Annotated in this window: 17 protein-coding genes; 9 read left to right on the top strand and 8 right to left on the bottom strand. The window is 73.3% G+C overall.

What is annotated here, in order from left to right; translation table 11 throughout:
• Nucleotides 1–68 precede the first annotated feature (68 nt).
• Nucleotides 69–1,754, top strand: a complete 1,686-nt coding sequence (gene lnt / locus ACGF12_RS12580; RefSeq protein WP_393028284.1) for an apolipoprotein N-acyltransferase — start codon at nt 69–71, stop codon at nt 1,752–1,754.
• Nucleotides 1,755–1,778: 24 nt separating this feature from the next.
• Here lnt and ACGF12_RS12575 read toward each other — a convergent pair whose 3' ends face one another.
• The 5 genes from ACGF12_RS12575 to ACGF12_RS12555 form a co-directional block, all read right to left on the bottom strand.
• Entirely contained in the window at nt 1,779–2,543 is a 765-nt protein-coding gene (locus tag ACGF12_RS12575) for a VOC family protein (RefSeq protein WP_393028283.1), read from the bottom strand.
• Nucleotides 2,544–2,595: 52 nt separating this feature from the next.
• Entirely contained in the window at nt 2,596–3,504 is a 909-nt protein-coding gene (locus tag ACGF12_RS12570) for an NADP-dependent oxidoreductase (protein WP_393028282.1), read from the bottom strand.
• Between the two features lie 268 nt (nt 3,505–3,772).
• Nucleotides 3,773–4,648, bottom strand: coding sequence for a GyrI-like domain-containing protein (locus ACGF12_RS12565; protein WP_393028281.1), 876 nt, complete (start codon nt 4,646–4,648; stop codon nt 3,773–3,775).
• Between the two features lie 120 nt (nt 4,649–4,768).
• On the bottom strand, nt 4,769–5,287 hold the full coding sequence (locus ACGF12_RS12560; RefSeq protein ID WP_393028280.1) for a Glu/Leu/Phe/Val dehydrogenase dimerization domain-containing protein: 519 nt from the start codon (nt 5,285–5,287) through the stop codon (nt 4,769–4,771).
• Entirely contained in the window at nt 5,247–6,407 is a 1,161-nt protein-coding gene (locus tag ACGF12_RS12555) for an RNA-guided endonuclease InsQ/TnpB family protein (protein WP_393028279.1), read from the bottom strand. The genes ACGF12_RS12560 and ACGF12_RS12555 overlap by 41 nt, the downstream gene beginning before the upstream one ends.
• 277 nt (nt 6,408–6,684) lie before the next feature.
• Here ACGF12_RS12555 and ribA point away from each other — a divergent pair, with 277 nt between their 5' ends.
• Complete coding sequence (gene ribA, locus ACGF12_RS12550) at nt 6,685–7,314, top strand: GTP cyclohydrolase II (RefSeq protein ID WP_393028278.1); 630 nt, start codon at nt 6,685–6,687, stop codon at nt 7,312–7,314.
• Between the two features lie 114 nt (nt 7,315–7,428).
• Here the strand turns inward: ribA and ACGF12_RS12545 are convergent, their stop codons facing one another.
• From ACGF12_RS12545 to ACGF12_RS12535, 3 genes are all read right to left on the bottom strand, one after another.
• Complete coding sequence (locus tag ACGF12_RS12545; protein WP_393028277.1) at nt 7,429–10,848, bottom strand: hypothetical protein; 3,420 nt, start codon at nt 10,846–10,848, stop codon at nt 7,429–7,431.
• 192 nt (nt 10,849–11,040) lie between these two features.
• Nucleotides 11,041–13,161 (bottom strand): putative bifunctional diguanylate cyclase/phosphodiesterase, encoded by a 2,121-nt coding sequence (locus ACGF12_RS12540; protein ID WP_393028276.1) that lies wholly within the window; start codon nt 13,159–13,161, stop codon nt 11,041–11,043.
• Nucleotides 13,162–13,282: 121 nt separating this feature from the next.
• Nucleotides 13,283–14,089, bottom strand: coding sequence for an SAM-dependent methyltransferase (locus tag ACGF12_RS12535; protein ID WP_393028275.1), 807 nt, complete (start codon nt 14,087–14,089; stop codon nt 13,283–13,285).
• A 280-nt stretch (nt 14,090–14,369) separates the two neighbouring features.
• Here ACGF12_RS12535 and ACGF12_RS12530 point away from each other — a divergent pair, with 280 nt between their 5' ends.
• The 7 genes from ACGF12_RS12530 (at nt 14,370) to ACGF12_RS12500 (ending at nt 22,391) form a co-directional block, all read left to right on the top strand.
• Nucleotides 14,370–14,936, top strand: coding sequence for an SRPBCC family protein (locus ACGF12_RS12530; protein WP_393028274.1), 567 nt, complete (start codon nt 14,370–14,372; stop codon nt 14,934–14,936).
• Nucleotides 14,933–16,132 (top strand): aminotransferase class I/II-fold pyridoxal phosphate-dependent enzyme, encoded by a 1,200-nt coding sequence (locus ACGF12_RS12525; RefSeq protein WP_393028273.1) that lies wholly within the window; start codon nt 14,933–14,935, stop codon nt 16,130–16,132. Before ACGF12_RS12530 ends, ACGF12_RS12525 begins: the two co-directional genes overlap by 4 nt.
• A 190-nt stretch (nt 16,133–16,322) precedes the next feature.
• A complete protein-coding gene (gene egtA, locus ACGF12_RS12520; RefSeq protein WP_393028272.1) occupies nt 16,323–17,702 on the top strand; it encodes an ergothioneine biosynthesis glutamate--cysteine ligase EgtA in 1,380 nt (459 codons plus the stop codon).
• Nucleotides 17,699–19,042 carry an ergothioneine biosynthesis protein EgtB gene (gene egtB / locus ACGF12_RS12515; RefSeq protein WP_393028271.1) on the top strand — a complete coding sequence of 448 codons (1,344 nt, stop codon included), beginning with the start codon at nt 17,699–17,701 and terminating at the stop codon, nt 19,040–19,042. Before egtA ends, egtB begins: the two co-directional genes overlap by 4 nt.
• On the top strand, nt 19,042–19,791 hold the full coding sequence (egtC, locus tag ACGF12_RS12510; protein ID WP_393028270.1) for an ergothioneine biosynthesis protein EgtC: 750 nt from the start codon (nt 19,042–19,044) through the stop codon (nt 19,789–19,791). The genes egtB and egtC overlap by 1 nt, the downstream gene beginning before the upstream one ends.
• 45 nt (nt 19,792–19,836) lie before the next feature.
• Nucleotides 19,837–20,808: an L-histidine N(alpha)-methyltransferase gene (gene egtD / locus ACGF12_RS12505; RefSeq protein ID WP_393028269.1), complete on the top strand. Its 972-nt coding sequence runs from the start codon at nt 19,837–19,839 to the stop codon at nt 20,806–20,808.
• A gap of 155 nt (nt 20,809–20,963) precedes the next feature.
• Nucleotides 20,964–22,391, top strand: coding sequence for a sugar porter family MFS transporter (locus tag ACGF12_RS12500; protein WP_393028356.1), 1,428 nt, complete (start codon nt 20,964–20,966; stop codon nt 22,389–22,391).
• Nucleotides 22,392–22,607 lie beyond the last annotated feature (216 nt).

Genomic DNA, 22,607 nt, shown 5'->3' with positions numbered 1-22,607 from the left:
GTTCCCGTCATCCATTCGGGTGACCGGGCCACTGGTGGCGTTCGGCGCCCAAGCGGACAATACGGGGCATGTCGCGCCGCATCGCTCACGCACGCCAAGCCCTGAGCACGACCGCCACCCCGGCCGGCGATTCGGCCGCAGCCTCGGCCGACGGGTCGGCCGCCACCCGGGCCGCCGAGTCGGCGGCCGATTCGACTGCTGATTCGACCGCCGACTCGACCGCCGGGGAACGGGCGCCGCGCGCGCCGCACCGGTACCGGGCGCGGTTCGGGGCGCTGGCGGCCGGGGCGGTGTTGGTGCTGGCGTTCCCGGCGCCGGGACAGGCCTGGCTCGCGTGGGTCGGGCTGGTTCCCGGGCTGCTACTGATGCAGCGGGCCCCGTCGGGGCGGGAGGCGTCGGTGCGCGGCTGGTGGTTCGGGGCGGGGTTCATCCTGACCGCGATGTACTGGCTGCTGCCGTCCATCGGACCCGGGCTGCCGGTGCTCGCGGTGCTGTTCGGGGCGCTGCAGGGTGCGGTCGGGTACGCGGTGCACCGGCTGCTGCACCCTGCGCTGACCACGCGTCGGGCGCTGCTGGCGCTGCTGGTCGTCCCGGCGATCTGGGTGACCACCGAGTACGCGCGGTCCTGGCCCGCGCTCGGCGGGCCCTGGGCGCTGCTCGGCGCCACCCAGTGGCAGCACCCGGCGATCCTCGGGCTGGCCTCGGCTGGCGGGATCTGGCTGGTCAGCGCGGCGATTGCGGCGGTGAACACCGCGGTGCTGATCGTACTGACCGCGGTGCACCGGCAGCCTCGGACGGTCGCGGCGCTGACCGCCGTACTGCTGCTGGCCGCCGGTCCGCTGCTGTTCGCGCTGCGCCAGGCGCCGGTGCGCACCGGCGCGGTGACGGTGGCGCTGGTCCAGCCGGGCATCGTGGAGGACCCGCAGGCCCGGTTCGACTTGAGCGCCCGGGCCACCGCCGCCCTGGTCGGGCAGCCGCTGGACCTGGTGGTGTGGGGCGAGAGCAGCACCGCCGCCGACCTGGACCAGGACCCGGCCTCCCTGGACGCCCTGCGCCGGCTCGCGGCGACCACCGGCGCCGAGATCATGGCCGGGGAGGACGCCCGCAAGGCCGACGGGCGGATCTCCAAGGACGCGGTGCTGGTCTCCCCGGCGGGCGTGGTGGACCGCTACCGCAAGATCCGCCTGGTGCCCTTCGGCGAGTACATCCCGCTGCGCCCGGCGCTCGGCTGGATCGCCGGGGTCAGCCGGGCGGCGGGCGAGAACCGGGCGCCCGGCAGCGCCTTCCACGTGCTGCCGGCCATCGACCGGGCGGGCGGGCCGCTGCCGGTCGGCGCGCTGATCTGCTTCGAGTCGGCGTTCCCGGACATGGCCCGGACGGCGGCGCGGGACGGCGCCCGGGTGCTGGTCTACCAGTCCTCGACCTCGACCTTCCAGCACACCTGGGCGCCCGAGCAGCACGTCGCGCTGGCGGCGATCCGGGCTGCCGAGACCGGGCGTCCCGCCGTGCAGGCCTCGCTGACCGGGGTCTCGGCCGCCTTCGACGCCCAGGGCCGGGAGCTGGCCCGGCTCGGCACCGACCGCACCGGGACGCTGACCGTACGGCTGCCGCTCACCGCGCCGGGGACGCTGACCTGGTACGACCGGGTCGGCGACGTGGTGCCGATGGGCGCGCTGCTGGTCACGGCGGCGGCGGCGCTGGGCGGGTGGCGCTCGCGGGCTGCGCGGAGTTCGGCTCAGCTCCCCGCCGTTTAGTGCCCGCTGTTCGGTGCCCGCCGCTCAGCTGCCCGCCGGGGCGGTGTAGACGCCGAACGCGGCGCCCTGGGCGTCGCGCAGCACGGCGATCCGCCGGCCGCCCGGCATCGAGTAGCTCGGCATCAGCACCTGCGCGCCGAGGGCGACCGCCCGCTCGACCGTGTTGTCGACGTCGGCGACCGAGAAGTACGGCAGCCAGTGCGGCGGCACCTCGGGCGGGAAGTTCTCGCCCATCACCAGCATGCCGCCGAAGTCCTGGCCGTCCAGGCCCCACTGGGTGTAGTGCTCGGACGGGGCGACGGACCAGCCGAAGACCGCCGGGTAGAAGGCTCTCGCGCCGGCCGGGTCGCGGGTGAGCAGTTCCACCCAGCCGAGCGAACCGGGCTCGTTGAACACGTCGGCGCCCGGGAAGGCGCGGGCCTGCCAGAGGATGAAGGCCGCGCCGGACCGGTCGGCGACCACCGCGAAGACGCCGAGGTCGAACACGTCGCTGGGCGCCTTGAGGACGCGGCCGCCTTCGGCCTCGATCCTCTTGGCGGTGGCGCCGGCGTCGGCGACCGCGAAGGCCACCGTCCAGGCGATCGGCTGCTGCGGCGCGTACCGCGGGGTGATCGCGGCGGCCGAGGCCTTGCCCAGGAACATCTGGGTGTAGTCGCCCGCGTCGGGCCGGACGTCGCTGTCGGGGCGCCAGCCGAACAGCTCGCGGTAGAAGGCCGTGGCGGCGGCCGGGTCGGAGGTGCCCAGCTCGACCCAGCACGGGGCGTTGGTGGTGACGGAGGTCTGCTTCATGGCTCTTGCTCTCCGGCTGCTTTAGCTGATTGTTCGTCAGGTATTGGTTGTGTCAGGAGACTTCGAGGACAACCTTGCCGCGGGCGTGCCCGGACTCGACCGCGGCGACCGCCGCGGCGGCACGGGCTAGCGGATAGCGGTTGGTGACCTGGGGGTCCAGGTCACCGGTGGCGACGAGCATGGCCAGGGCGGCGAGGGTCTCGGAGGTGGTGGAGCGGGTGACATAGCGGCCGCCGAGTTCGGCGGCGACGGTCGGGTCGGCGGTGCTGACCAGTTCGCTGCGATCGCCGATCACCCCGGCCACGGCCTTCAGGGCGTCGCCGCCGACCAGGTCGAGGACGCCGTTGACGCCGTCGGGGGCCGCCGCGGTGATCCGCTCGACGACGCCGTCGCCGTAGCGGACCTGGGTGGCGCCGAGGGACTCCACGTACTCGCGGTTGGTGTCGCTCGCGGTGCCGAGTACGGTCAGGCCCTGGCTGCGGGCGATCTGGGCGGCGGCGCTGCCGACCCCGCCGGCGATGCCGAGGATCAGCAAGGTCCGCCCGGCGCCGAGGGCGAGTTGGCGCACGGCGTCGTCGGCGGTGGCGACCGAGACGCAGAGCGTCGCGGCCTGGTCGAAGTCGACGGCCCCGGGCTTGAGGGCGCTCAACTCGGCGCGCAGCAGGGTCTGTTCGGCGAAGGCTCCGGCAGCGGCGAGGCCGAACACCTCGTCGCCCGGGGTGAACCCGGCGACCCCGGGCCCGACCTGCTGCACCACGCCGGAGGCTTCCTGGCCCATCACGGCGGGGAGTTGGCGCTCGCGGCCGAGGAAGCCCCGGCGGACCTTCCAGTCCACCGGGTTCACCCCGGCGGCGTGGACGGTGATCGCCAGTTGACCGGGGCCGGCCTCCAGCGTGGGACGGTCGAGGAACTCCTGTGTCTCCGGTCCGCCGTAGTCGACGAAGCCGAACGCCTTGGCCATCGGTGATCCCACTCCTCGGGTAGCGGCCTGCGGCCCCTTGCTCCCCCGCCCCAGCATGCGGGGCGCGGCGAGGTGGGGGCGGGCGCTGGTGGGCCGAACGGGGGTGGGCCGGGGCGGCGGAGGGTGGGCGGGGGCGGCGGAGGGGACGGCAAGGGGCAGCGAGGGGCGAAGCGGGGCGGCGGGGGCGAACAAAAGGCAGTCGACAGATAACAGATTTCGAAATCTGTCATCTGTCGACTGTTAGTTGTCAGCGGTTCTCTGTCAGCTGTCAGGCCCGCACGGCCCGCGCCACCGGAATCCAGAGCTCCGCCTCAGCGTCGCCCGTCCCCGGGACGAAGCGGGTCTTCAGGACCTCCGGGCCCGGCCGGGCCTCGTACGGGTTGGACGGGAACCACTGGCTGGCCACGTCCCCCCACATCTCCTGCAGCGCCTGCGGGAACGCCCCCTTGTTGGTGAACACGGCCCAGGTCCCGGCCGGGACGTCCAGGACCTCCAGGTCGTCCGGGACGACGGCGTCCTCGCGCGCCACCACCGCGTGCCAGTAGTCGAGTTCGGAGCCCTCCTCGCGGTTGGGCGAGAGGTAGTCGGTCACCGAGACGATGCCGAGCGGGTCCTTGCCGGTCAGGGCCGTGATCCGCTCGACGGTCTCCGCCCCGAGCCCCTTGATGAACTCGGCGATGTGCGGGTTGACGCCCAGGTAGATCAGGGGCACCCGGGCCTTCCGGCCGACGATCCGGAAGTCCGGCTTCTCGACGATCCGGTATTCCATGCTGCTGCTTCCCTCCACGACGAGTCGGAAGGACATCCGGGGCTGGGAGGTGAGCACCGCACCGTCGCGCCGGGCCTCCCCCGGCCCGACCCCGTGCATCGACCGGAACGCCCGGGCGAACGCCTCGCCCGAGGTGTATCCGTACCGGACCGCGATGTCGAGCAACGTCCGCTCGCCATCGAGCACTTCGGCCCCGGCGACGGTCAGCCGCCGGCGTCGGACGTACTCCGACAGCGGCATCCCGGCGAGCATCGAGAACAGCCGCCGGAAGTGGTACTCCGACGTCATCGCGATCCGCGCCAGTTCGGCCACGTCGATCTCACCGGTCAGGTTCCGGTCGATCCGTTCCATCGTCCGGTTCAGATGCTCCAGCACACCGACCCCGTCCTTCCCTTGTTGATCACTACCGTAGGAAGGACCCACCTTGCCGCACCCGACAATCGGTGCCCGCTGCGGTCGGGCACCGACTGCCGGGCGACCGGCGCCAACCCGGGGTCAGACCAGGCCCTGGGCCAGCATCGCGTCCGCGACCAGCTCGAAGCCGGCGATGTTCGCGCCCACCACGTAGTCGCCGGGGTGGCCGTAGCGCTCGGCGGTGGTGAAGCAGGAGTCGTGGATGTGCTTCATGATCCCGGCCAGCCGCTCCTCGGTGCGCTCGAAGCTCCAGGAGTCGCGTGAGGCGTTCTGCTGCATCTCCAGCGCACTGGTCGCGACGCCGCCCGCGTTCGCCGCCTTGCCCGGGCCGAAGGCCACCCCGGCCTCCTGGAACACCCGCACCTCGGTCATGAAGGACTGACAGAACCGCATGATCTCAGCGTCCGAGCGGCCTTTGGGGTCGAAGTCGGAGCCGCCCTTGCCGCCGCCGATCGTCAGTCCGGTGAGCGCGTTCGTCAGCTTCTCGGCTATGAACGGCCGAGCTTGCAGGTAGCGCCCAACTGGCTGTTGGGTGGGCTCCCGCGTCCAGCCTCCGCCCCTATAGGACGGTGACAGGGGCGGATGACTGCCGCCCCGCATCCCATGCACCAGCGGCCCGGTGAGCGATGTTGCGGGAAGCGTTCCGGTCGGCGTGCGCAACGACGCCGCACGACCGGCATGCGAAGGTGGCCTGGTCGGGCCGGTTCCTGCGGTCGATGTGGCCGCAGTCGGCGCAGGTCTGGCTGGTGTACGCCGAGTCGACGTACACCAGCGGAACGCCTGCCCGCTTGGCCTTGTAGGCCACGAAGGAGCCGAGCTGGGCGAAGGCCCAGGAGTGCAGCGCGACCCGATGGGGCTTTCTCAGCCGTGCCCGCTGCCGGATGCCGGACAGGTCTTCCAGTCCGATCCCGGCACAGGTGCGTTCAGCCTCGGTCACGATGTGCTTGGAGATGACGTGGTTGGCGTCCTTGGCGCGGCGGGACTCCTTGCGGGAGATCCGCTTCAAGACGCGCTTGGCGGACTTGGTGCCCTTCTTCTGGAGCTTGGCGCGCAGGTCCTGCAGGCGTTTGCGGTGCCGGTTCAGGCCGCGTCCGGCAGCGCGGTAGCCGGTGGAGGCGGTGGCGATGTTGGCGATGCCGAAGTCCACGCCGATCCACCCGGTCGGCTCGAAGAGCTCAGGTTCGGGAATGTCGCACGTGGCGATCAGGAAGAACTCGCCGCCGCGCGTGATCAGATCGCTCTCGCCCTTGCGGTGCTCCCGAAGCATCTTGAGCGCGTCCGGCGAACAGACGAACCGAACGCCCTTCAGTCGTCCGGCGGTGGTCCAGATCGAGACGGTCTGCGCGTCCAACTGCCACGACAGGCAGCGGTCGTCATAGCTCTGTGCCGCGTCCTTTCGGAAGACGACCGGCTTGGACTCTGCCTTGGTGCGACGCGTACTGCCTGGCATGCCGAGGTTCCCGGCTCGGATGTTCGCCGTCAGCGTCGAGTAGGCGTCCGCCACCTTACGGATGACGTGCAGCGCGGGCTGGGCCGACAGGCCAGCGGCCTTCAGCTCCTGATAGGCCGCATCCTGCGAGGTCCTCCGGGACCTCGCACCCGTACGGAACGCCAGCTCGGAGACGCGATTGGCCTGACCGTTGCAGGCGGACAGGGTGCCGGCGATCGCCGCCGCCACCTCGGGCGACGGCATCAGCTTGACCTGAACCACCGTCAACACACGAACGACTGTAGCGTCCGTGTCACCACGATGGGAACCAAACCCTGCTATACGCAGGGGTCGACCTCGGCCCCCACACCTTCCACACGCTGGACCGCCGGACGGGAACAGCCGGGGCGGGTGGGGTGTTGTCCGCCTCCGTAGACGAGTCGGTCACCGACGGTAGGCATTTGTTCAAATTGGAACAGCATAGTACGGTCGACATCCGATCCGCCCGGATCCATCCGGATCCGGAGCGATCCAACCCGGTCCACCCTCGATCGACGGAGGCCCATCCATGCCTCAGCCCGGCGCCGCCACGGTGCGCTCGCACGTGCGCATCCCACTGACCTTCCCCGACGGCTACCGCGCCGAGGCGGAGATCTTCACCTTCCACGGCCTCGCCGACGGCGCCGAGCACCTGGCGCTCGCCCTCGGCACGGTCCCGGACGGCGGGACGCCACTGGTGCGGCTGCACTCCGAGTGCCTGACCGGCGACGTCTTCGGCTCGGACCGCTGCGACTGCGGCCCGCAGCTGCGCGAGTCGGTGGAGCGGATCAGCGAGGCCGGCGGATACCTGCTCTACCTGCGCCAGGAGGGCCGGGGCATCGGGCTGTACAACAAGCTCGACGCCTACGCCCTGCAGGACTCCGGGATGGACACCTACGACGCCAACACCGCGCTCGGCCTGCCCGAGGACGGCCGGGACTACACCGCGGCCGCCCAGATGCTCGGCACGCTCGGCGCCACCGGCATCGACCTGCTGAGCAACAACCCGGACAAGGCCGCCCAGCTGGCCGAGCTCGGGGTCACCGTCCGTCACCGGGTGCCGACCGGGGTCCACCTGTCGGCGAGCAACGTCCGGTACCTGAAGGCGAAGGTGGAGCGGACCGGGCACTCGATCGAGCTCTCCCGGCTGGTGGGCTGACGGCGGGCGGCTCTCAGCTGCCGGCCGGTAGCTGAGAGCCGCCGACTGACAGAGAACAACTAACAGAAAACAGCTGACAGATGACGGATTTCGAAATCTGTTATCTGTCAGCTGTCATCCGTTAGTCGTCACCCTGCCGCCCTCACCCCGCCCCGCGCGCCCCCGCACCGTCCGCAGCACCCCGTACGCCGCCACCGGCAGCGCCACCAGCAGCGCGGCCCAGAACGCCCCGTGCCCCCACACCCCCGCGACCGTGCCGAACAGCCCCTCGAACACCGGTATCCGCAGTGCCTCGACCGGCCCCAGCGCGCCGGGCCAGGCACCCAGGAACAGCGTGCCGAGGATCCAGCAGACGAACAGGACCCGCGCGGTGGCCAGCGTCCCGAGCGTGGTCAGCAGCGACACCACCAGCAGCAGGACGACAAACCCGGCCTGGTACCCCGCACCGCGCTGCCCCGTCCCCCAGGAGTCCGGCGTCCGGTGCACCCCGGTGGCCGCGAGCCGCACCTCGACCGCCGCCCACAGCAGCAGGACCAGCACCCCGGTGCTCCCGAGCGCGAACCGCAGCCGGTCCCGCGTTCCCGCGCCGCCCGTACGCCAGCGCCCTGCCGCCGGAACGGCCCGCATCGGGTGCCCGGCGGCCCGCGCGGCCCGTCGGTCGAGGTCCCGCCAGGACTCCCGGACCCGCCGCCGGGCCTGCTGGGCGGGCTTCAGCAGTCGGTTCGCCGCCCGCTCGATCAAGACCAGGGCCACCACGATCGCCACCACCGCCACGATCCCGGCCCAACTCCCCATCCCGCCCTCGAACATGACCACCCGGTCGGCCACCGGCTGCGGCGCCTCCACGGCCGTCATCGGCGGCCCGAGCCGCAGGTAGCCGATCGCGAAGGCCCCGGCGCCGGTCAGCAGCGCGGTACCGAAGCCGACCCGCGCCGGAAAGAAGGCGAGCACCACGGCCGCGACGAAGGCCGCGCCCAGTTTGCCGACCACCTGCTCGGCCGCGTGCCGACCGGCCAGGTGCAGCTGCCCGCCGAACAGGTCCGGCGAGAGGTCCAGCTTCTGCCCGGCCTCGATCGGGTAGCGCAGCACGGCCCCCGCCCACAGCAGCAGCCCGAGCCCGATCACCAGCAGCGCGACCGCGCCCACCCGGCGCGGCAGCATGGTGCGGGCGTACGGCCACCAGAGCCGCAGCCGGGCCGACCAGTCCACCGGCGGCCGACGGCGACGGCCCTGCCACAGCCGGGCCACCCTCCCCTGGCGCAGCGCGCCGGCCTCCGGTTCGGGCCGCTCGGTCCGACCGCGGCCGCGCCGTCGCAGTGCCTCCGCGGCCACCAGCGCCGCCCGCCCCGCGACCTCACTCTGGTCCGCCGCCACCGCCCGCCGGCGCAGCGCCGACCAGCGACGCCGCACCACGTCCCGAGGGGTGACCGCCTCCGGGTCGGGCGCCGGCCGCCGGGCCGCCGAACGGACGGCCGCCCTGGCCGCGGCGCCCGCCGCGAGCGTCCCGTCCACCACCGCCGCCGCGACCACCGCGGCGAGCTCCGACACCCGTACGGGCAGCGGCAGCCGGTGCAGCGCGGCGGGCAGCGGGGAGAGCCGGCCCAGCAACCGGTAGCGCTCCTCGGGGCGGATGCTGAGCCAGACCGCCAGCCGGTGCGCCTCCTCGCGCTCCTTTGGGCTGAGCCCGTCGCCGCCACGCCGACCGCCGCCGACCGTCCCGGCGGTCCGCTCCACTTCGGCCAGCACGTCCGGCAGCCCGGCCAGCGCGAGCAGCCGCGAGCAGTGCTCGCCGGAGCACTCGGGGTGGAAGCAGTCGTAGCGGGCCACCACGGCGGGCGCGCCGCCGCGCACCAGCTCGTCGATGAACGCGGCGCCGTCCGGTTCGGTGGCGATCCGCTCCAGTCCGGGGGTGTCGATCTGCCGGTCACGGTAGTGCGGCACGGCGGACGGGGCGTAGGCGGCGCCGAGGGCGAGCACGGCGACGGCGGCCACCGCCTCGCGCCGGGAGCCGGGCGCGCGGACCACGTCGGTGAGGTAGTGGAGGTCGAAGACGAAGTCCTTGACCTCGTCGCGCAGCCAGTCGCGCAGCCGCTCCGCCCCCACCGCCGCGAGCCAGCGCGCCGCCGCGCCGGAGTTGCGCAGCAGCACCTCGGTGAGCGGGACCGGGTCGGTGAACGGGTCCCCGAGGAAGGTGATCGGACGGCGGGCCCGCGGGCGGCGCCGGATCACCTCGGGGCTGCCGCCGGCCAGCCAGCTGCGGACTTCCGGAGCCGTCCAGCGGTCCTCCGGCTTCTTGGTGAACAGGCCCTGGAGAAGCAGAAGTTGGCGCTGGTCGGCGACGGCGGCGAGGTCCACCTCCTCGCCCATGACGAGCTCCAGCTCCAACTCCTGGTCGGCGGCCCGCTCGCCGTCCGCGCCGACGAACCGCGGGCGGCCGACGAACAGTTCGTACAGCACGTTGCCGAGCGCCCACCAGGGCCCCGCCTCGTGGTTCTTGCCCGCCAGTTGCTCGGGCGCCATGTAGGCGACGGTGACCATCATCGCGGAGGTGAAGCGACGGCTGTCGGTGAGCCGGTCGACCCCGCCGAAGTCGGCGATCACGAACTCGCCGGGCCCGCGGCCCGGGCGCACCAGGATGTTGGCGGGCTTGAAGTCCAGCGGGTTGCGCTGGATCCGCCGCTGCCAGAACTCCAGCAGGGAGACCAGCTCGTAGACGATCTGCTCGGTGGTCCGCGGGTCGGTGTGCGCGCCGCTGCGGCGCAGCTCGGCGACGTGCGCGGAGAGGGTGACCGGCAGGTACTCCATCGCCACCCAGTCGACCACGGCGCCGTGGTGGCGCACCCGCCCGAAGTCGATCAGGTGCGGGACGTGCCGGCGGAAGCCGTCGTTGCGCAGGTGGGCGAGCAGGTCGTGGTCCATCGGCTGGCCGACGGCGGCCACCTTGACCGCGGCGTCACGGCCGCCGTCGGTGCGCCGGACGTACCAGACGGTGCCCTCGGCGCCGGCCCCGGCCTTGCCCAGCGGGGTGAAGCGGTCCCGCAGGGCGTCCGGGAAGGTCACCTCGGACGGGCCGGCGGCCTCGGACGGGCCGCCGGCTTCGGCCCCGGTGAAGCCGCCCGCCGCGAACCCGCCGCCCGGGACGGGCCCCGGGCCGATGTTGTCCTGCCAGGACGGGTCCGCGGACGGGCCGGGCGTCGGGCCCGCGGACGGGCCGGCGGCGGCCCGGGGCCGGACGACCTCGGTGGTCGCGTCCGGGTCGAAGCGCCGCGGGGCGCCCCGCTGGACCTTGGTCCGGGCCTCCGGGTCGTGGCGCGGCCCGGGTGTCCCCCTGGTCCCGGCCTGCGGGTCCACCCGGGTGTGCGGCTGGGCGCCGAGCCGGGACGGCCGGTCCGTACCGGCCTGCGCGCCGCGCCGACGGTCCCGTGAGCCGCGGTCCACCCTGGTCCGCGGCGGCTCCCCCGGTCCGGGGCCGCCTCCCGGCGCCGCCCCGCGTCGGTCCCCGTCGACCGGGCCGACGTCCTCCGTTGCGCCCATGGCTGGCGCTCCCCTCCCCGTTCCCCGGGGCCGGTGCGGGGCTGTGACCGCGGGCGCACCGGTGCCGGGTGGTGATTTTGACGCGCCATCATCCCGCATACCGGGCACGGGTGTCGGGTGCTTTCGGAACGCTTCCCGGAACTGTTTCCGCACCGCGACCGGGCCCGCACGGCACCGGCACCACGGCCCGTCTCAGCACTCCCCGACGGGGCGCCCCTTCGGCTCCTCGACGATCCGACGGGCGATCTCGGCCGGCTGCACCGGGCGGCCGAAGTGCCAGCCCTGCGCCCAGTCGCAGCCCATGGTGCGCAGCCGCTCGGCGTCCTTGCGGGTCTCCACGCCCTCGGCGGTGACGGTCAGTCCGAGGGTGTGCGCCATCGACACCAGGCCGCTGACGATCCGCCACCCGGTGGCGCCGTCCTTCGCCGGGTCGTGCAGGTCGCCGACGAAGGACCCGGCGATCTTCAGCCCGGAGACCGGCAGGTCGCGCAGGTAGGCGAGGTTGGACCAACCGGTACCGAAATCGTCCACGGCCAGCGAGACGCCGAGGTCGACCAGTCCGTGCAGGGTGCGCAGCGCCTCGTCCTCGGGGCCGACCACGGTCGACTCGGTGATCTCCAGCTGCAGCCGGGCCGGGTCCAGGCCGGTGCTGTCCAGGATCCGCCCGAGGTCGGTGACCAGCGCGGCGCTGCGCGCCTGCCGCACCGCCAGGTTGACGTTCAGCTGGGGCGCGGCGTCGCCGTACTGCTTGATCCAGTCGGCGGCCTGGCCGCAGGCCTGTTCCAGCACCCAGCGGCCGAGCGGCATGATCAGCCCGGTCTCCTCGGCGGTGGTGACGAACTCGTCCGGGCCGAGCACGCCGAGCTGCGGGTGGCGCCAGCGCACCAGCGCCTCGACAGCGGCCATCCGGCCGTCGGCCAGCTTGTACAGCGGCTGGTAGTCGATGAAGAACTCGCCGCGGTCCAGCGCGGCCGGCATCCGCACCGACACCGCGTAGCGGCTGACCGCGCGGGCGTTCTCCTGGGGGTCGAACAGCGTCCAGCGGCCGCGGCCGGCCTCCTTGGCGCGGTAGAGCGTGAGGTCGGCGGCCCGGACGGCGGCGCCGGGGGTGGTGGTGGACACCCGCCGCTCCAGCACGCCGACGCTGGCGCCGACGGCGAGCTTGTGGTCGCCGATCAGCACCGGCCCGGCCAACGCCTTGAGCACGGTCTTGGCGGCGGCCACCGCCTCCTGCTCGCCGCGGCAGTTCTCCAGCAGGACGACGAACTCGTCGCCGCCGAGCCGGGCCACCAGGTGGCCGAGCGGGGTGAGGGCGGCCTTCAGCCGGGCGGCGACGGCGGACAGCAGCTGGTCGCCCATGTCGTGGCCGAGGCTGTCGTTGACCACCTTGAAGCCGTCGAGGTCGACGTAGCAGAGGCCGAACCGGGCGCCCGGCTCCGGCTCCTCGAACAGCTTCTCCAGCCGTTCGAAGAAGGCGGCGCGGTTGGGCAGGCCGGTCAGCGGGTCGTGGGTGGCCTGGTGGCGCAGCCGCTCCTGGAGTCGGTAGCGGTCGGTGACGTCCTCGAGCATCGCGACCTGGTACTGCGGGACGCCGTCGTCGTCGCGGATCAGCGAGACGGTCAGGTGGGTCCAGACCACCTCGCCGTCCTGGCGGTAGTACGGCTTGTCGAACTGGAAGTACTCCCGCTTGCCGCTGATCAGCTCCTCGTAGGCCTCCCAGACGCCCGGGGTGTCCTCGGGGTGGACGAGGTCGTCGACCCGGCGGCCGATCATGTCGTCCGGCCCCGCTCCGAACAGCTCCTGCACGGCCTTGTTGACGGCCAGGATGTTGCCGTCGGTGTCGCCGATGGCGATGCCGATCGCGGCGCTCTCGAACAGGGCGCGGAACCGGGCCTCGGAGGCGCGCAGCGCACGCTCGGCCTCCTGACGGGCGGCGTCGGCGGCGGTGCGGATGGCCTCCTGCTCGCGCAGGGTGCGCTCGCGCAGGGCGTTGGCCCAGCCGGCCGCGAAGGCGCCGGTCAGCGCGGGGCCGCGGTCGTCGCCGACCGGCTGGGCCTGGAGCAGTTCGACCGTGCGGGCGAGCAGGACCGGGTCGGTGAAGTGCGCGTCGACCAGTTCGGCGCCGGCCTGGGCGGCCAGCCGGGGCTCGAAGGGCTCCTCCACCTGGGCGCGGTGCAGCAGCGCGGCGGTGCGCGCGACCAGGCGACCGAGCAGACCCGGGTGGACGACGATGCCGTGGTCGGCGGAGAGCAGCCGGCCCCAGTCCTCGTGGAACCGCTCGCCGCTGCCGTTCACCGGGGTGGTGCCGCTCATCCGAGGGCCCCGGTTCCGCGGACCGTCGTGTACCGAGGCCGGACCGTCGTACGCACGGCGGGAGGCCCGACGGCCGCCGCACGGGGCGTACGGTCGTCGACTGCTCTCCCGTGGCGACGGCTCAAGGGCGGAACCCCACGCCCGCCACCCCGGCGATCCGCTCGGGGTGCTCGCCGACCGTGTCCGGCTGGTCCGGGCGCCACTGCGGCAGGTGGACCACGCCCGGCTCGACCAGCTCGAAGCCGGCGAACATCGCGGTGACCTGCTCGCGGGTGCGCATGGTCAGCGGGGTCGGGGTCATCCGGTAGAGCTTCTGGTGGTCCTCGGCCTGGTCCGGTCGGGCCTCCAGGGAGGCGTGCGAGAGGACCAGCGCGCTGCCGGAGGGGAGCGCGTCGCGGATCGCGCCGACCAGCTTCCAGGGGTCCTCGTCGTCGCTGACGAAGTGGGCGACGGCCACCAGCAGCACGGCCACCGGCTCACCGGCGGACAGCAGTTCGATCACCTCGGAGCGGGCCATCAGGTCCTCGACGTCGCGCAGGTCGGCCTGGACCACGGCGCTGCGCGGGTCGTCCTGCATCAGCAGGCGGCTGTGCGCGACGGCGACCGGGTCGCGGTCCACGTAGACGACCTCGGCCTCGGGCCGGATCACGCGGGCGATCTCGTGCACCGCGCCGAAGCTGGGGATGCCGGAGCCGATGTCCAGGAAGCGGGTGACGCCGCGCTCGGCGAGGAAGGTCACGGCGCGGCGCAGGAAGGCCCGGTTGGAGCGCATGATCTGCGGCAGCTCGGGCCACATGGACATCGCCTTGCGGGCCATCTCCCGGTCGACCTCGAAGTTGTGCGAGCCCCCCAGGTAGTAGTCGTAGACCCGCGCGGCGTTCGGTTTGTCCAGGTCCATGTCTTCCGGTACCCAGCTCGGTCGCCGCATGCCTGGGACTCCTTCACTCCGGTTCCGGGGGTGCAGCGCCTGGGGATGCTGCCGTGACTGATGAGACTACAAGCACGGAGGATCCTCCCCCGCACCCCGAACGGCTGCAAGCGGAATGTGCCATTCCCCGCGAACCGCATCCTTTGCTGAGCATTTACCCGCCGTTCGAGGCCGTTGCGGGGCACCCGGGCACACGGGATTCGCGGGGCGGGCGCCAACTCGGCGGCGGTCCACCGGCGTTCCGCCGTGGCGCGGCACGAGCCCGGCTAGGGTGTGGCGCGTGGACCCCAACCACTACCGCTTCCAGGGCGTGTGGCGACTCGCGGCACCGGCCTCGGCGGTGTACGCGGCACTGGAGGACGTCCAGGGCTACCCGCTGTGGTGGCCGGAGATCCGCGAGGCCCGGCAGACCGGCGAGGATGCCGGGGAGGTGGTGGTGCGCGCGCTGCTGCCGTACCGGCTGGTGATCCACCTGGAGGCGACCCTGCGCGACCCGGGCACCGGGGTGCTGGAGGCGGCGATGCGGGGCGACCTCAACGGGTGGTCGCGGTTCACGGTCACGCCGGACCGGCCGAGCGGGCCGGACGGGCCGAGCGGGCCGGACGGGCCCGGCAGCGCGGGGTGCCGAGTGCTGTTCGAGGAGGACACCCGGCCCGGCAAGCCCCTGCTGCGGCGACTCGCCCTGCCGCTGCACCCGCTGTTCCGGGCCAACCACGCGGTCATGATGCGCCGGGGGCGGCGGGGACTCGCGGCGTACTTGGCGAGTGGCGGTCCCGGCGGGGCGGGCGCCGGCCTGGGCGGCTCCGGCGGGGCGGGCACCGACGCGGAGGAGGCGGCGAACAGATGACAGACGACAGCTTTCAGCGAACAGATAACAGACTTCGAAATCTGTCAGCTGTTCACCGTTCGCCCGAGCCCGCCTTCACCTTCGACACCCCCTTCGACCGCACCGGCACCGGCAGCAGCAAGTGGGCCCGGGCCGAGGCCCCCGGGGTGATCCCGCTGGGCCTGGCCGACATGGACCTGCCCGGCCCGCCCGCCGTCGCCGAGGCCCTGGAGCGGCGCACCCGCCACGGCGCGTACGGCTACACGGTCTGCGACCCGGCCGGGCGGAGCCAAGTCGCAGACTGGTACCGCGCCCGGCACGGCGTGGCGGTGGACCCGGACTGGGTGCTGCTGCTCCCCTGCGGTCCGCGCACCGCGCTGCGCCTCCTGCTGGACACCCTCCGCCCGCAGGCGCCCGTCCTCTTCCCCACCCCCGAGTGGGCCGGCTTCGCCCAGCTCTGCCGCGCAGCGGGGATCGCCCACCGCGAGCTGCCGCTGCCCCTCGGCCCGGACGGCTACCACCTCCCCGACGGCCCGCTCCCCTCCCCGACGGCCGCCGTCCTGCTGAGCAGCCCGCACAACCCCTCCGCCCGGGTCTGGCCCACCGCCGAGCTGCGCGCCCTCGCCGAACGGGCGGCCGAGGCGGACGCGCTGCTCGTCTCGGACGAGGTGCACGGCGACCTCACCCACCCCGGACACACCCACCCCGTCGCCGTCACCACCGTCGACCCGGCCCTCCGGCACCGCGTGGTCACCCTGAACTCCGTCGGCAAGACCTTCAACTGCTCCGGCATTCCCAGCAGTTTCGCCCTCGTCCCCGACCCCGCCCTGCGCGCCCGCTTCACCGACACCCTGGCCGGCTACGGCCTCTGGGAGGGCGGCCTGCTGGAGCAGACCGTGCAGCACGCCGCGCTGCGCGAGGGCGGCCCGTGGCTGGACGCCCTGCTCCTCCACCTCGCCGCCGCCCGCACCCGGCTCACCGGGCGACTCGGCCCCGCCGTCCGCTCGGCGCCGCAGGCCTCCTACCTGCTCTGGCTGGACGCCGCCGCCCTCGGCCTGCCACCCGGGGCCGCCCGCCGGGCGCTGCTGGAGCGCTGCGCCCTGGAGGCCTCCGACGGCGCCGACTTCGGCCCCGGCGGCACGGGCTCGCTGCGGCTGAACTACGCCCTGCCGGGCCCGGTGCTGGACGCCGTCCTGGCCCGACTGGAGCGCCTGTGACCTGGGCATGTGCCCATGCCGAGGGCAGCCCCCACGCCCCGCGCACAGCCCGCCCCGAACCCCCGCATTCACCCGATCGCCACGTCCCCGACCTGCAAAAACGAACATTCACGCGATATTTGCGGAGCGGCCCCGCATGCTCCGTAGCAGACTGGGCAGGGTAAACCGGGCCGCAATCGTGATCCCGAGGATGGTGAGTCCGGTGATACCGATATCCCGCACCACTACGCCCGACCGGCAGAGCGCACCCACACCCCCGCCAGGGGTGACCCCGTTGACCGAATCGGGGGCGCGCAGCCATGTGTCGGGCGTCTGTTTCAAGATCGGACCGCCCCGCCTGGTCGGTGTGGAGGTCGAGTGGTTCGTCCACGACGACCGATGTCCCACCCAGCCCGTTCGGCCCGAACTGCTCCACGCCGCACTGGAGTCGCTGCCCCTCGGCGGCCCGGACGGCACCTCGCTCCCCTCCGGTTCGCGCCTCACGCTCGAACCCGGCGGACAGGTCGAGCTCAGCTCCCCGCCCGCCACCGGCCTCGTGGCCTGCGTCGACGACACGCGACGCGATCTGACCGCCCTGCGGGCCGCCTTCGCGGCACAGGGTCTGCACCTCACCGGTACCGGGACGGACCCGTTGGTTCGTCCCCGGCGGATGGTGCTGGACCACCCGCGCTACCTCGCGATGGAGCGGTTCTTCGACTCGGCCGGCCCGTGGGGCCGGATCATGATGACCGGTACCGCGTCGGTGCAGGTGTGCCTGGACGCCGGTGACGCGGACGGCCCGCACGCGGTGGAACGGCGCTGGCAGCTGGTCCACCGGCTGGGCCCGGTGCTGGTCGCCGCCTTCGCCAACTCCCCGCTGCTGGACGGCAGGCCGACCGGCCACCGATCCACCCGGCAGACCGTCTGGTCCCGGATGGACCCGAGCCGCACCCTCGCCCCCGAGCCGGACCACGGCGACCCGCGCGAGGCCTGGGCGCGATACGTGCTGGATGCCCAAGTCCTGTGCGTGCAACGGCCGGAGGGCATGCCGTGGACGGTCCCGCCCGGACTGACCTTCCGGGACTGGATCCGCGGCGCGGGCGAACGCCCGCCCACGCTCGCCGACTTGGACTACCACTGCACCACGCTGTTCCCGCCGGTGCGCCCGCGCGGCCACCTGGAGCTGCGGATGATCGACGCCCAGCCCGGCGACGGCTGGGTGGTGCCCACCGCCCTCGTCACCGCGCTGCTGGACGACCCGGTGGCCGCCGACGCCGTGTTCGCCGCGCTGGAGCCGCTGGACTCCTTCGACCGGCGGGAGGGAGCGACCGGCCCGCGCCCGCCGCGCAGCGAGGCCTGGCGCCGCGCCGCCACGCTGGCCGTCGCCGACCCCGAGCTGCGCCGCGCCGTCCTCACCTGCTTCGCCGCCGCCGACGCCGCGCTGGGCCGCCTGCCCGGCGCCGGTCGACTGCGCACCGCCGTCGCCGAGTTCGCCGAGCGCTACCCCGCGCGCGGCCGCTGCCCGGCCGACGACCAGCTGGACGCCCTGCGCTCCGGCACCCGACGCACTCCGCCGGAGGAGGCACCATGACCGACGTCCGACCGCCCGCCGACCCGGGGACGGGCACCGAGGCGCTGCGCGAGAGCATCGCCGCCGAGCTGCTGGCCGCCCGCGACCGGACCGCCGCGCTGACCGACTGCGTGGAGGACGCCGATCTCACCGCCCAGCACTCGCCGTTGATGTCCCCGCTGGTCTGGGACCTCGCACACATCGGCAACCAGGAGGAGCTCTGGCTGCTGCGCAACGTCGGCGGCCGGGACCCGATGCACCCCGAGATCGACCCGCTCTACGACGCCTTCCAGCACCCCCGCGCCGAGCGCCCCAGCCTGCCGCTGCTGCCGCCCGCCGAGGCCCGCGCCTACGCCCACGAGGTGCGCGGCCGGGTGCTGGACCTGCTGGCGGCCAGCCCGTTGGAGGGCGCGCCGCTGCTGGACGCCGGGTTCGCCTTCGGGATGATCGCCCAGCACGAGCAGCAGCACGACGAGACGATGCTGATCACCCATCAGCTCCGCAAGGGCGAACCCGCCCTGGCCGCTCCCCCGCCGCCCCCGGCGCCCGCCGACGCGGCCACCCTGCCCGCCGAAGTCCTGATCCCGGCGGGCCCGTTCACCATGGGCACGGACAGCGAGCCGTGGGCGCTGGACAACGAGCGCCCGACGCACACCGTCGACCTGCCGGCCTACTTCCTGGACACCACCCCGGTCACCAACGCCGCCTACCAGCGCTTCATCGCGGACGGCGGCTACGACGACCCGCGCTGGTGGACTCCGGAGGGCTGGGAGCACCGCCGCCGGGCCGGGCTGACCGCCCCGCTGTTCTGGAGGCTCCAGGACGGCCCGTGGCTGCGCCGCCGCTTCGGTACGGTCGAGCCCGTCCCGCCGAACGAGCCGGTGCTGCACGTCAGCTGGTACGAGGCGGACGCCTACGCCCGGTGGGCCGGGCGACGCCTGCCGACCGAGGCCGAGTGGGAGAAGGCGGCCCGGCACGACCCGGCCACCAGCCGCTCCCGCCGCTACCCCTGGGGCGACGGCCCGCCCGGCCCCGAGCACGCCAACCTCGGCCAGCGCCACCTGCGCCCGGCCGCGGCGGGCAGCTACCCCCAGGGCCAGTCACCGTACGGCGTGCGGCAGTTGATGGGCGACGTGTGGGAGTGGACGGCCAGCGACTTCCGCCCCTACCCGGGGTTCCAGGCCTGGCCGTACCAGGAGTACTCCGAGGTCTTCTTCGGGCCCGAGTACAAGGTGCTGCGCGGCGGCTGCTTCGCGGTGGCACCGGTCGCCTGCCGGGGCACCTTCCGCAACTGGGACTACCCGGTCCGACGGCAGATCTTCTCCGGCTTCCGCACCGCCCGCAGCCCGGAGGAGGCCTGATGTGTCGCCACCTCGCCTACCTGGGCGAACCGCTGGCACCGCAGGAGCTACTGGTGCACCCGCCGCACGCGCTGTACCGGCAGTCCTGGGCGCCGCGGACCCAGCGGCACGGCACGGTCAACGTGGACGGCTTCGGCCTCGGCTGGTACGCGGACGGCGACGAGCTGCCCGCGCGCTACCGCCGGGCCGGGCCGATCTGGGCGGACGCGACCTTCGCCGACCTCGCCCGGGTGATCCGCACCCGGGCGCTGCTGGCGGCCGTCCGCTCCGCCACCGAGGGCTGCGCGGCGGGCGAGAGCGCGGCCGCACCGTTCTCCGCCGGGCGCTGGCTGTTCAGCCACAACGGCGCGGTGGCCGGCTGGCCCGGCAAGCTGGACGCGCTCGCCGCCCTGCTCCCGCCGGCCGAGCTGCTGGAGCTGGAGGCGCGCACCGACTCGGCCCTGTTGTGGGCCCTCACCCTGCACCGGCTGCGCCGGGGCGCGGACCCGGGCGAGGCGCTGGCGGGCACCGTCGCGGACGTCGCCACGCACACCACCGGGCGGCTCAACCTGCTGCTCACCGACGGCACCGCGATCGCCGCGACCACCTGGGGAGACACCCTGCACCACCGCACCCTGCCGGGACTCGGCACGGTGGTGGCCTCCGAGCCGTACGACGACGACCCGGGGTGGACGCCCGTCCCGGACGGCTCCCTGCTGCTGGCCGACGCCCGGGGCGCGACCGTCCGGCAGCTCCCCAGCCACTACTGACCCTCCACTCTCCCTTCATTTTCTGAACAGAGGAACCACCCTGTCATGGACACATTCGATCTCACCCGACTGCTGCCCGCCGACCACTTCAGCACCGCGCTGCGCCAGGACGTGCAGCACGGCCTGACCTCCGAACCCAAGTGGCTGCCGCCCAAGTGGTTCTACGACGCGCGGGGCAGCGAGCTGTTCGAGGAGATCACCCGGCTGCCCGAGTACTACCCGACCCGCGCCGAACGGGCCATCCTGACCGCCCGGGCCGGCGAGATCGCCGCCGCGACCGGGGCCCGCACCCTGGTCGAGCTGGGCTCCGGCTCCTCCGAGAAGACCCGGCTGCTGCTGGACGCGCTGCGCGCGCTCGGCACCCTGGAGACCTACGTCCCGGTGGACGTCAGCGAGAGCGCGCTGACCCTGGCCGGCGCCGCGCTCGCCGCCGAGTACCCGGGCCTGGCCGTGCACGGCGTGCTGGCCGACTTCACCGCCCGGCTCGGCCTGCCCCCGGACGGCGGCCCCCGCCTGGTCGCCTTCCTCGGCGGCACCCTCGGCAACCTGCTGCCGCAGGAGCGGGCCGCCTTCCTGCGCCGCGTGCGCGCGGCCCTCGACCCGGGCGACTTCCTGCTGCTCGGCACCGACCTGGTCAAGGACCCGGCGATGCTGGTCGCCGCCTACGACGACAGCGCCGGGGTGACCGCCGAGTTCAACCGCAACGTGCTCAACGTGCTCAACCGCGAGCTGGGCGCCGACTTCGACCCGGACGCCTTCGAGCACGTCGCGCGCTGGGACGCCGAGCAGGAGTGGATCGAGATGCGGCTGCGCTCGCTCCGCTCGCAGACCGTGAAGATCCCGGCGCTGGACCTGCCGGTGCACTTCGACCGGGGCGAGGAGCTGCGCACCGAGGTGTCGGCCAAGTTCCGCCGGGAGCGGGTGGCCGGGGAGCTGGCGGCGGCCGGGCTGCGACTGAGCCACTGGTGGACGGACCCGGAGGGCCGGTTCGGCCTGTCGCTCTCGGCCCCGGCCTGAGCGGCCGCACCAACGCCCAGGGCGGGAACGCTCAATTTGCTTGTTCACCTTACGAATTCTCGAAGCGCAGATTGAGGATCCCGGTGTACAAGACTTAAACGAATAGGGGTTACGATCGCGGCTACCGAGCTCAGTGTTGAGTACCAGGAGTCAAGATCGTGAGCGTCACCCAGAAGCCCTCCGGGGCGGTCGAGGCCCCCGCGCCCGACCGCCTCGGCTTCGTCGTCTTCATCACCGCCGCCGCGGCCCTCGGCGGCTTCCTGTTCGGCTACGACAGCTCCGTGATCAACGGCGCCGTCTCCGGTATCCAGGGCAAGTTCGGTGTCGGCAGCGGCGAGACCGGCCTGATCGTCTCCTCGGCACTGCTGGGCTCGGCGGTCGGCGCCGCGCTGGCGGGCCGGTTCGCCGACCGCTACGGCCGCATCAAGGTCATGAAGGCGAGCGCGCTGCTGTTCGCGGTCAGCGCCGTCGGCTCGATGCTGCCCTTCTCCCCCTGGGACCTCGCCCTGTGGCGCGTCCTCGGCGGCGCGGCCATCGGCATCGCCTCGGTGATCGCCCCGACCTACATCGCCGAGGTCGCGCCGACCAAGTACCGGGGCCGGCTGGCCTCCTTCCAGCAGGCCGCGATCGTGCTCGGCATCGCGATATCCCAGCTGGTCAACTGGGTGCTGGCGGACGCCGCCGGCGGTGACACCCGCGGCCACCTGCTCGGCCTGGAGGCCTGGCAGTGGATGCTGGGCATCTGCGTGATCCCGGCCGTGGTCTACTTCGTGCTCTCCTCGATGATCCCCGAGTCCCCGCGCTACCTGATCCAGGCCGAGCGCCTGGCCGACGCCCGCAAGGTGCTGGCCCAGGTCGAGGGCGAGGGCATCGACACCGACGCCCGGATCGCCGAGATCCAGACGCTGATCGCCTCCGACCACCGCCCGCGCTTCCGCGACCTGCTCGGCGGCCGCTTCGGCCTGCTCCCGATCGTCTGGGTCGGCATCGGCCTGTCGGTCTTCCAGCAGTTGGTCGGCATCAACGTGATCTTCTACTACTCGTCGATCCTGTGGCAGTCGGTCGGCATCGACCAGAGCAACTCGCTGCTGATCAGCTTCATCGGCTCGGTCATCAACATCCTCGGCACCGTGATCGCGATCCTGCTGGTCGACCGGATCGGTCGCAAGCCGCTCGCCCTGATCGGCTCGGCCGGCATGGCCGTCACCCTCGCCGCGGCCGGCTGGGCGTTCTCCTCCGCCACCGGCTCCGGCGACAACGTCTCGCTGCCCGACCTCCAGGGCACCGTCGCGCTGATCTCCGCCAACGCCTTCGTGCTGTTCTTCGCGATGTCCTGGGGCGTGGTCGTCTGGGTGATGCTCGGCGAGATGTTCCCGAACCGGATCCGCGCCGCCGCGCTCTCCGTCGCCGCCTCCGCGCAGTGGATCGCCAACTGGGCGATCACCGTCTCGTTCCCGTCCCTGTCGCGCTGGAACCTCTCGGCGACCTACCTGGTGTACGCGGCCTTCGCGGCGCTGTCGATCGTCTTCGTGGCCAAGTACATGAAGGAGACCAAGGGCGTCCGACTGGAGGACATGGGCTGATCAGCCTTCCATGGGCTGGTCAACGCCGCTGCGTTATGGCGTGAGTGCGCAGGTCAAGGGGGCTTGAACGAGGCAACGGGACACCTGTAGATCAACGATCGGCGAAGAAAGTCGATCAAGTACAGGGGTCCCGTTGCAGGAGAAGTCTGTCATCACTCGGGTGGTCGCGGTAGCGGCGGGGGTGTTCGCGCCGGGGCATCTGGGTGAGTTGACCCA

The sequence above is a fragment of the Kitasatospora sp. NPDC048296 genome (genome assembly GCF_043201815.1).
In the GTDB taxonomy this organism is placed as follows: Bacteria; Actinomycetota; Actinomycetes; order Streptomycetales; family Streptomycetaceae; genus Kitasatospora.
This window is presented reverse-complemented; position numbering and strand designations above follow the sequence as displayed.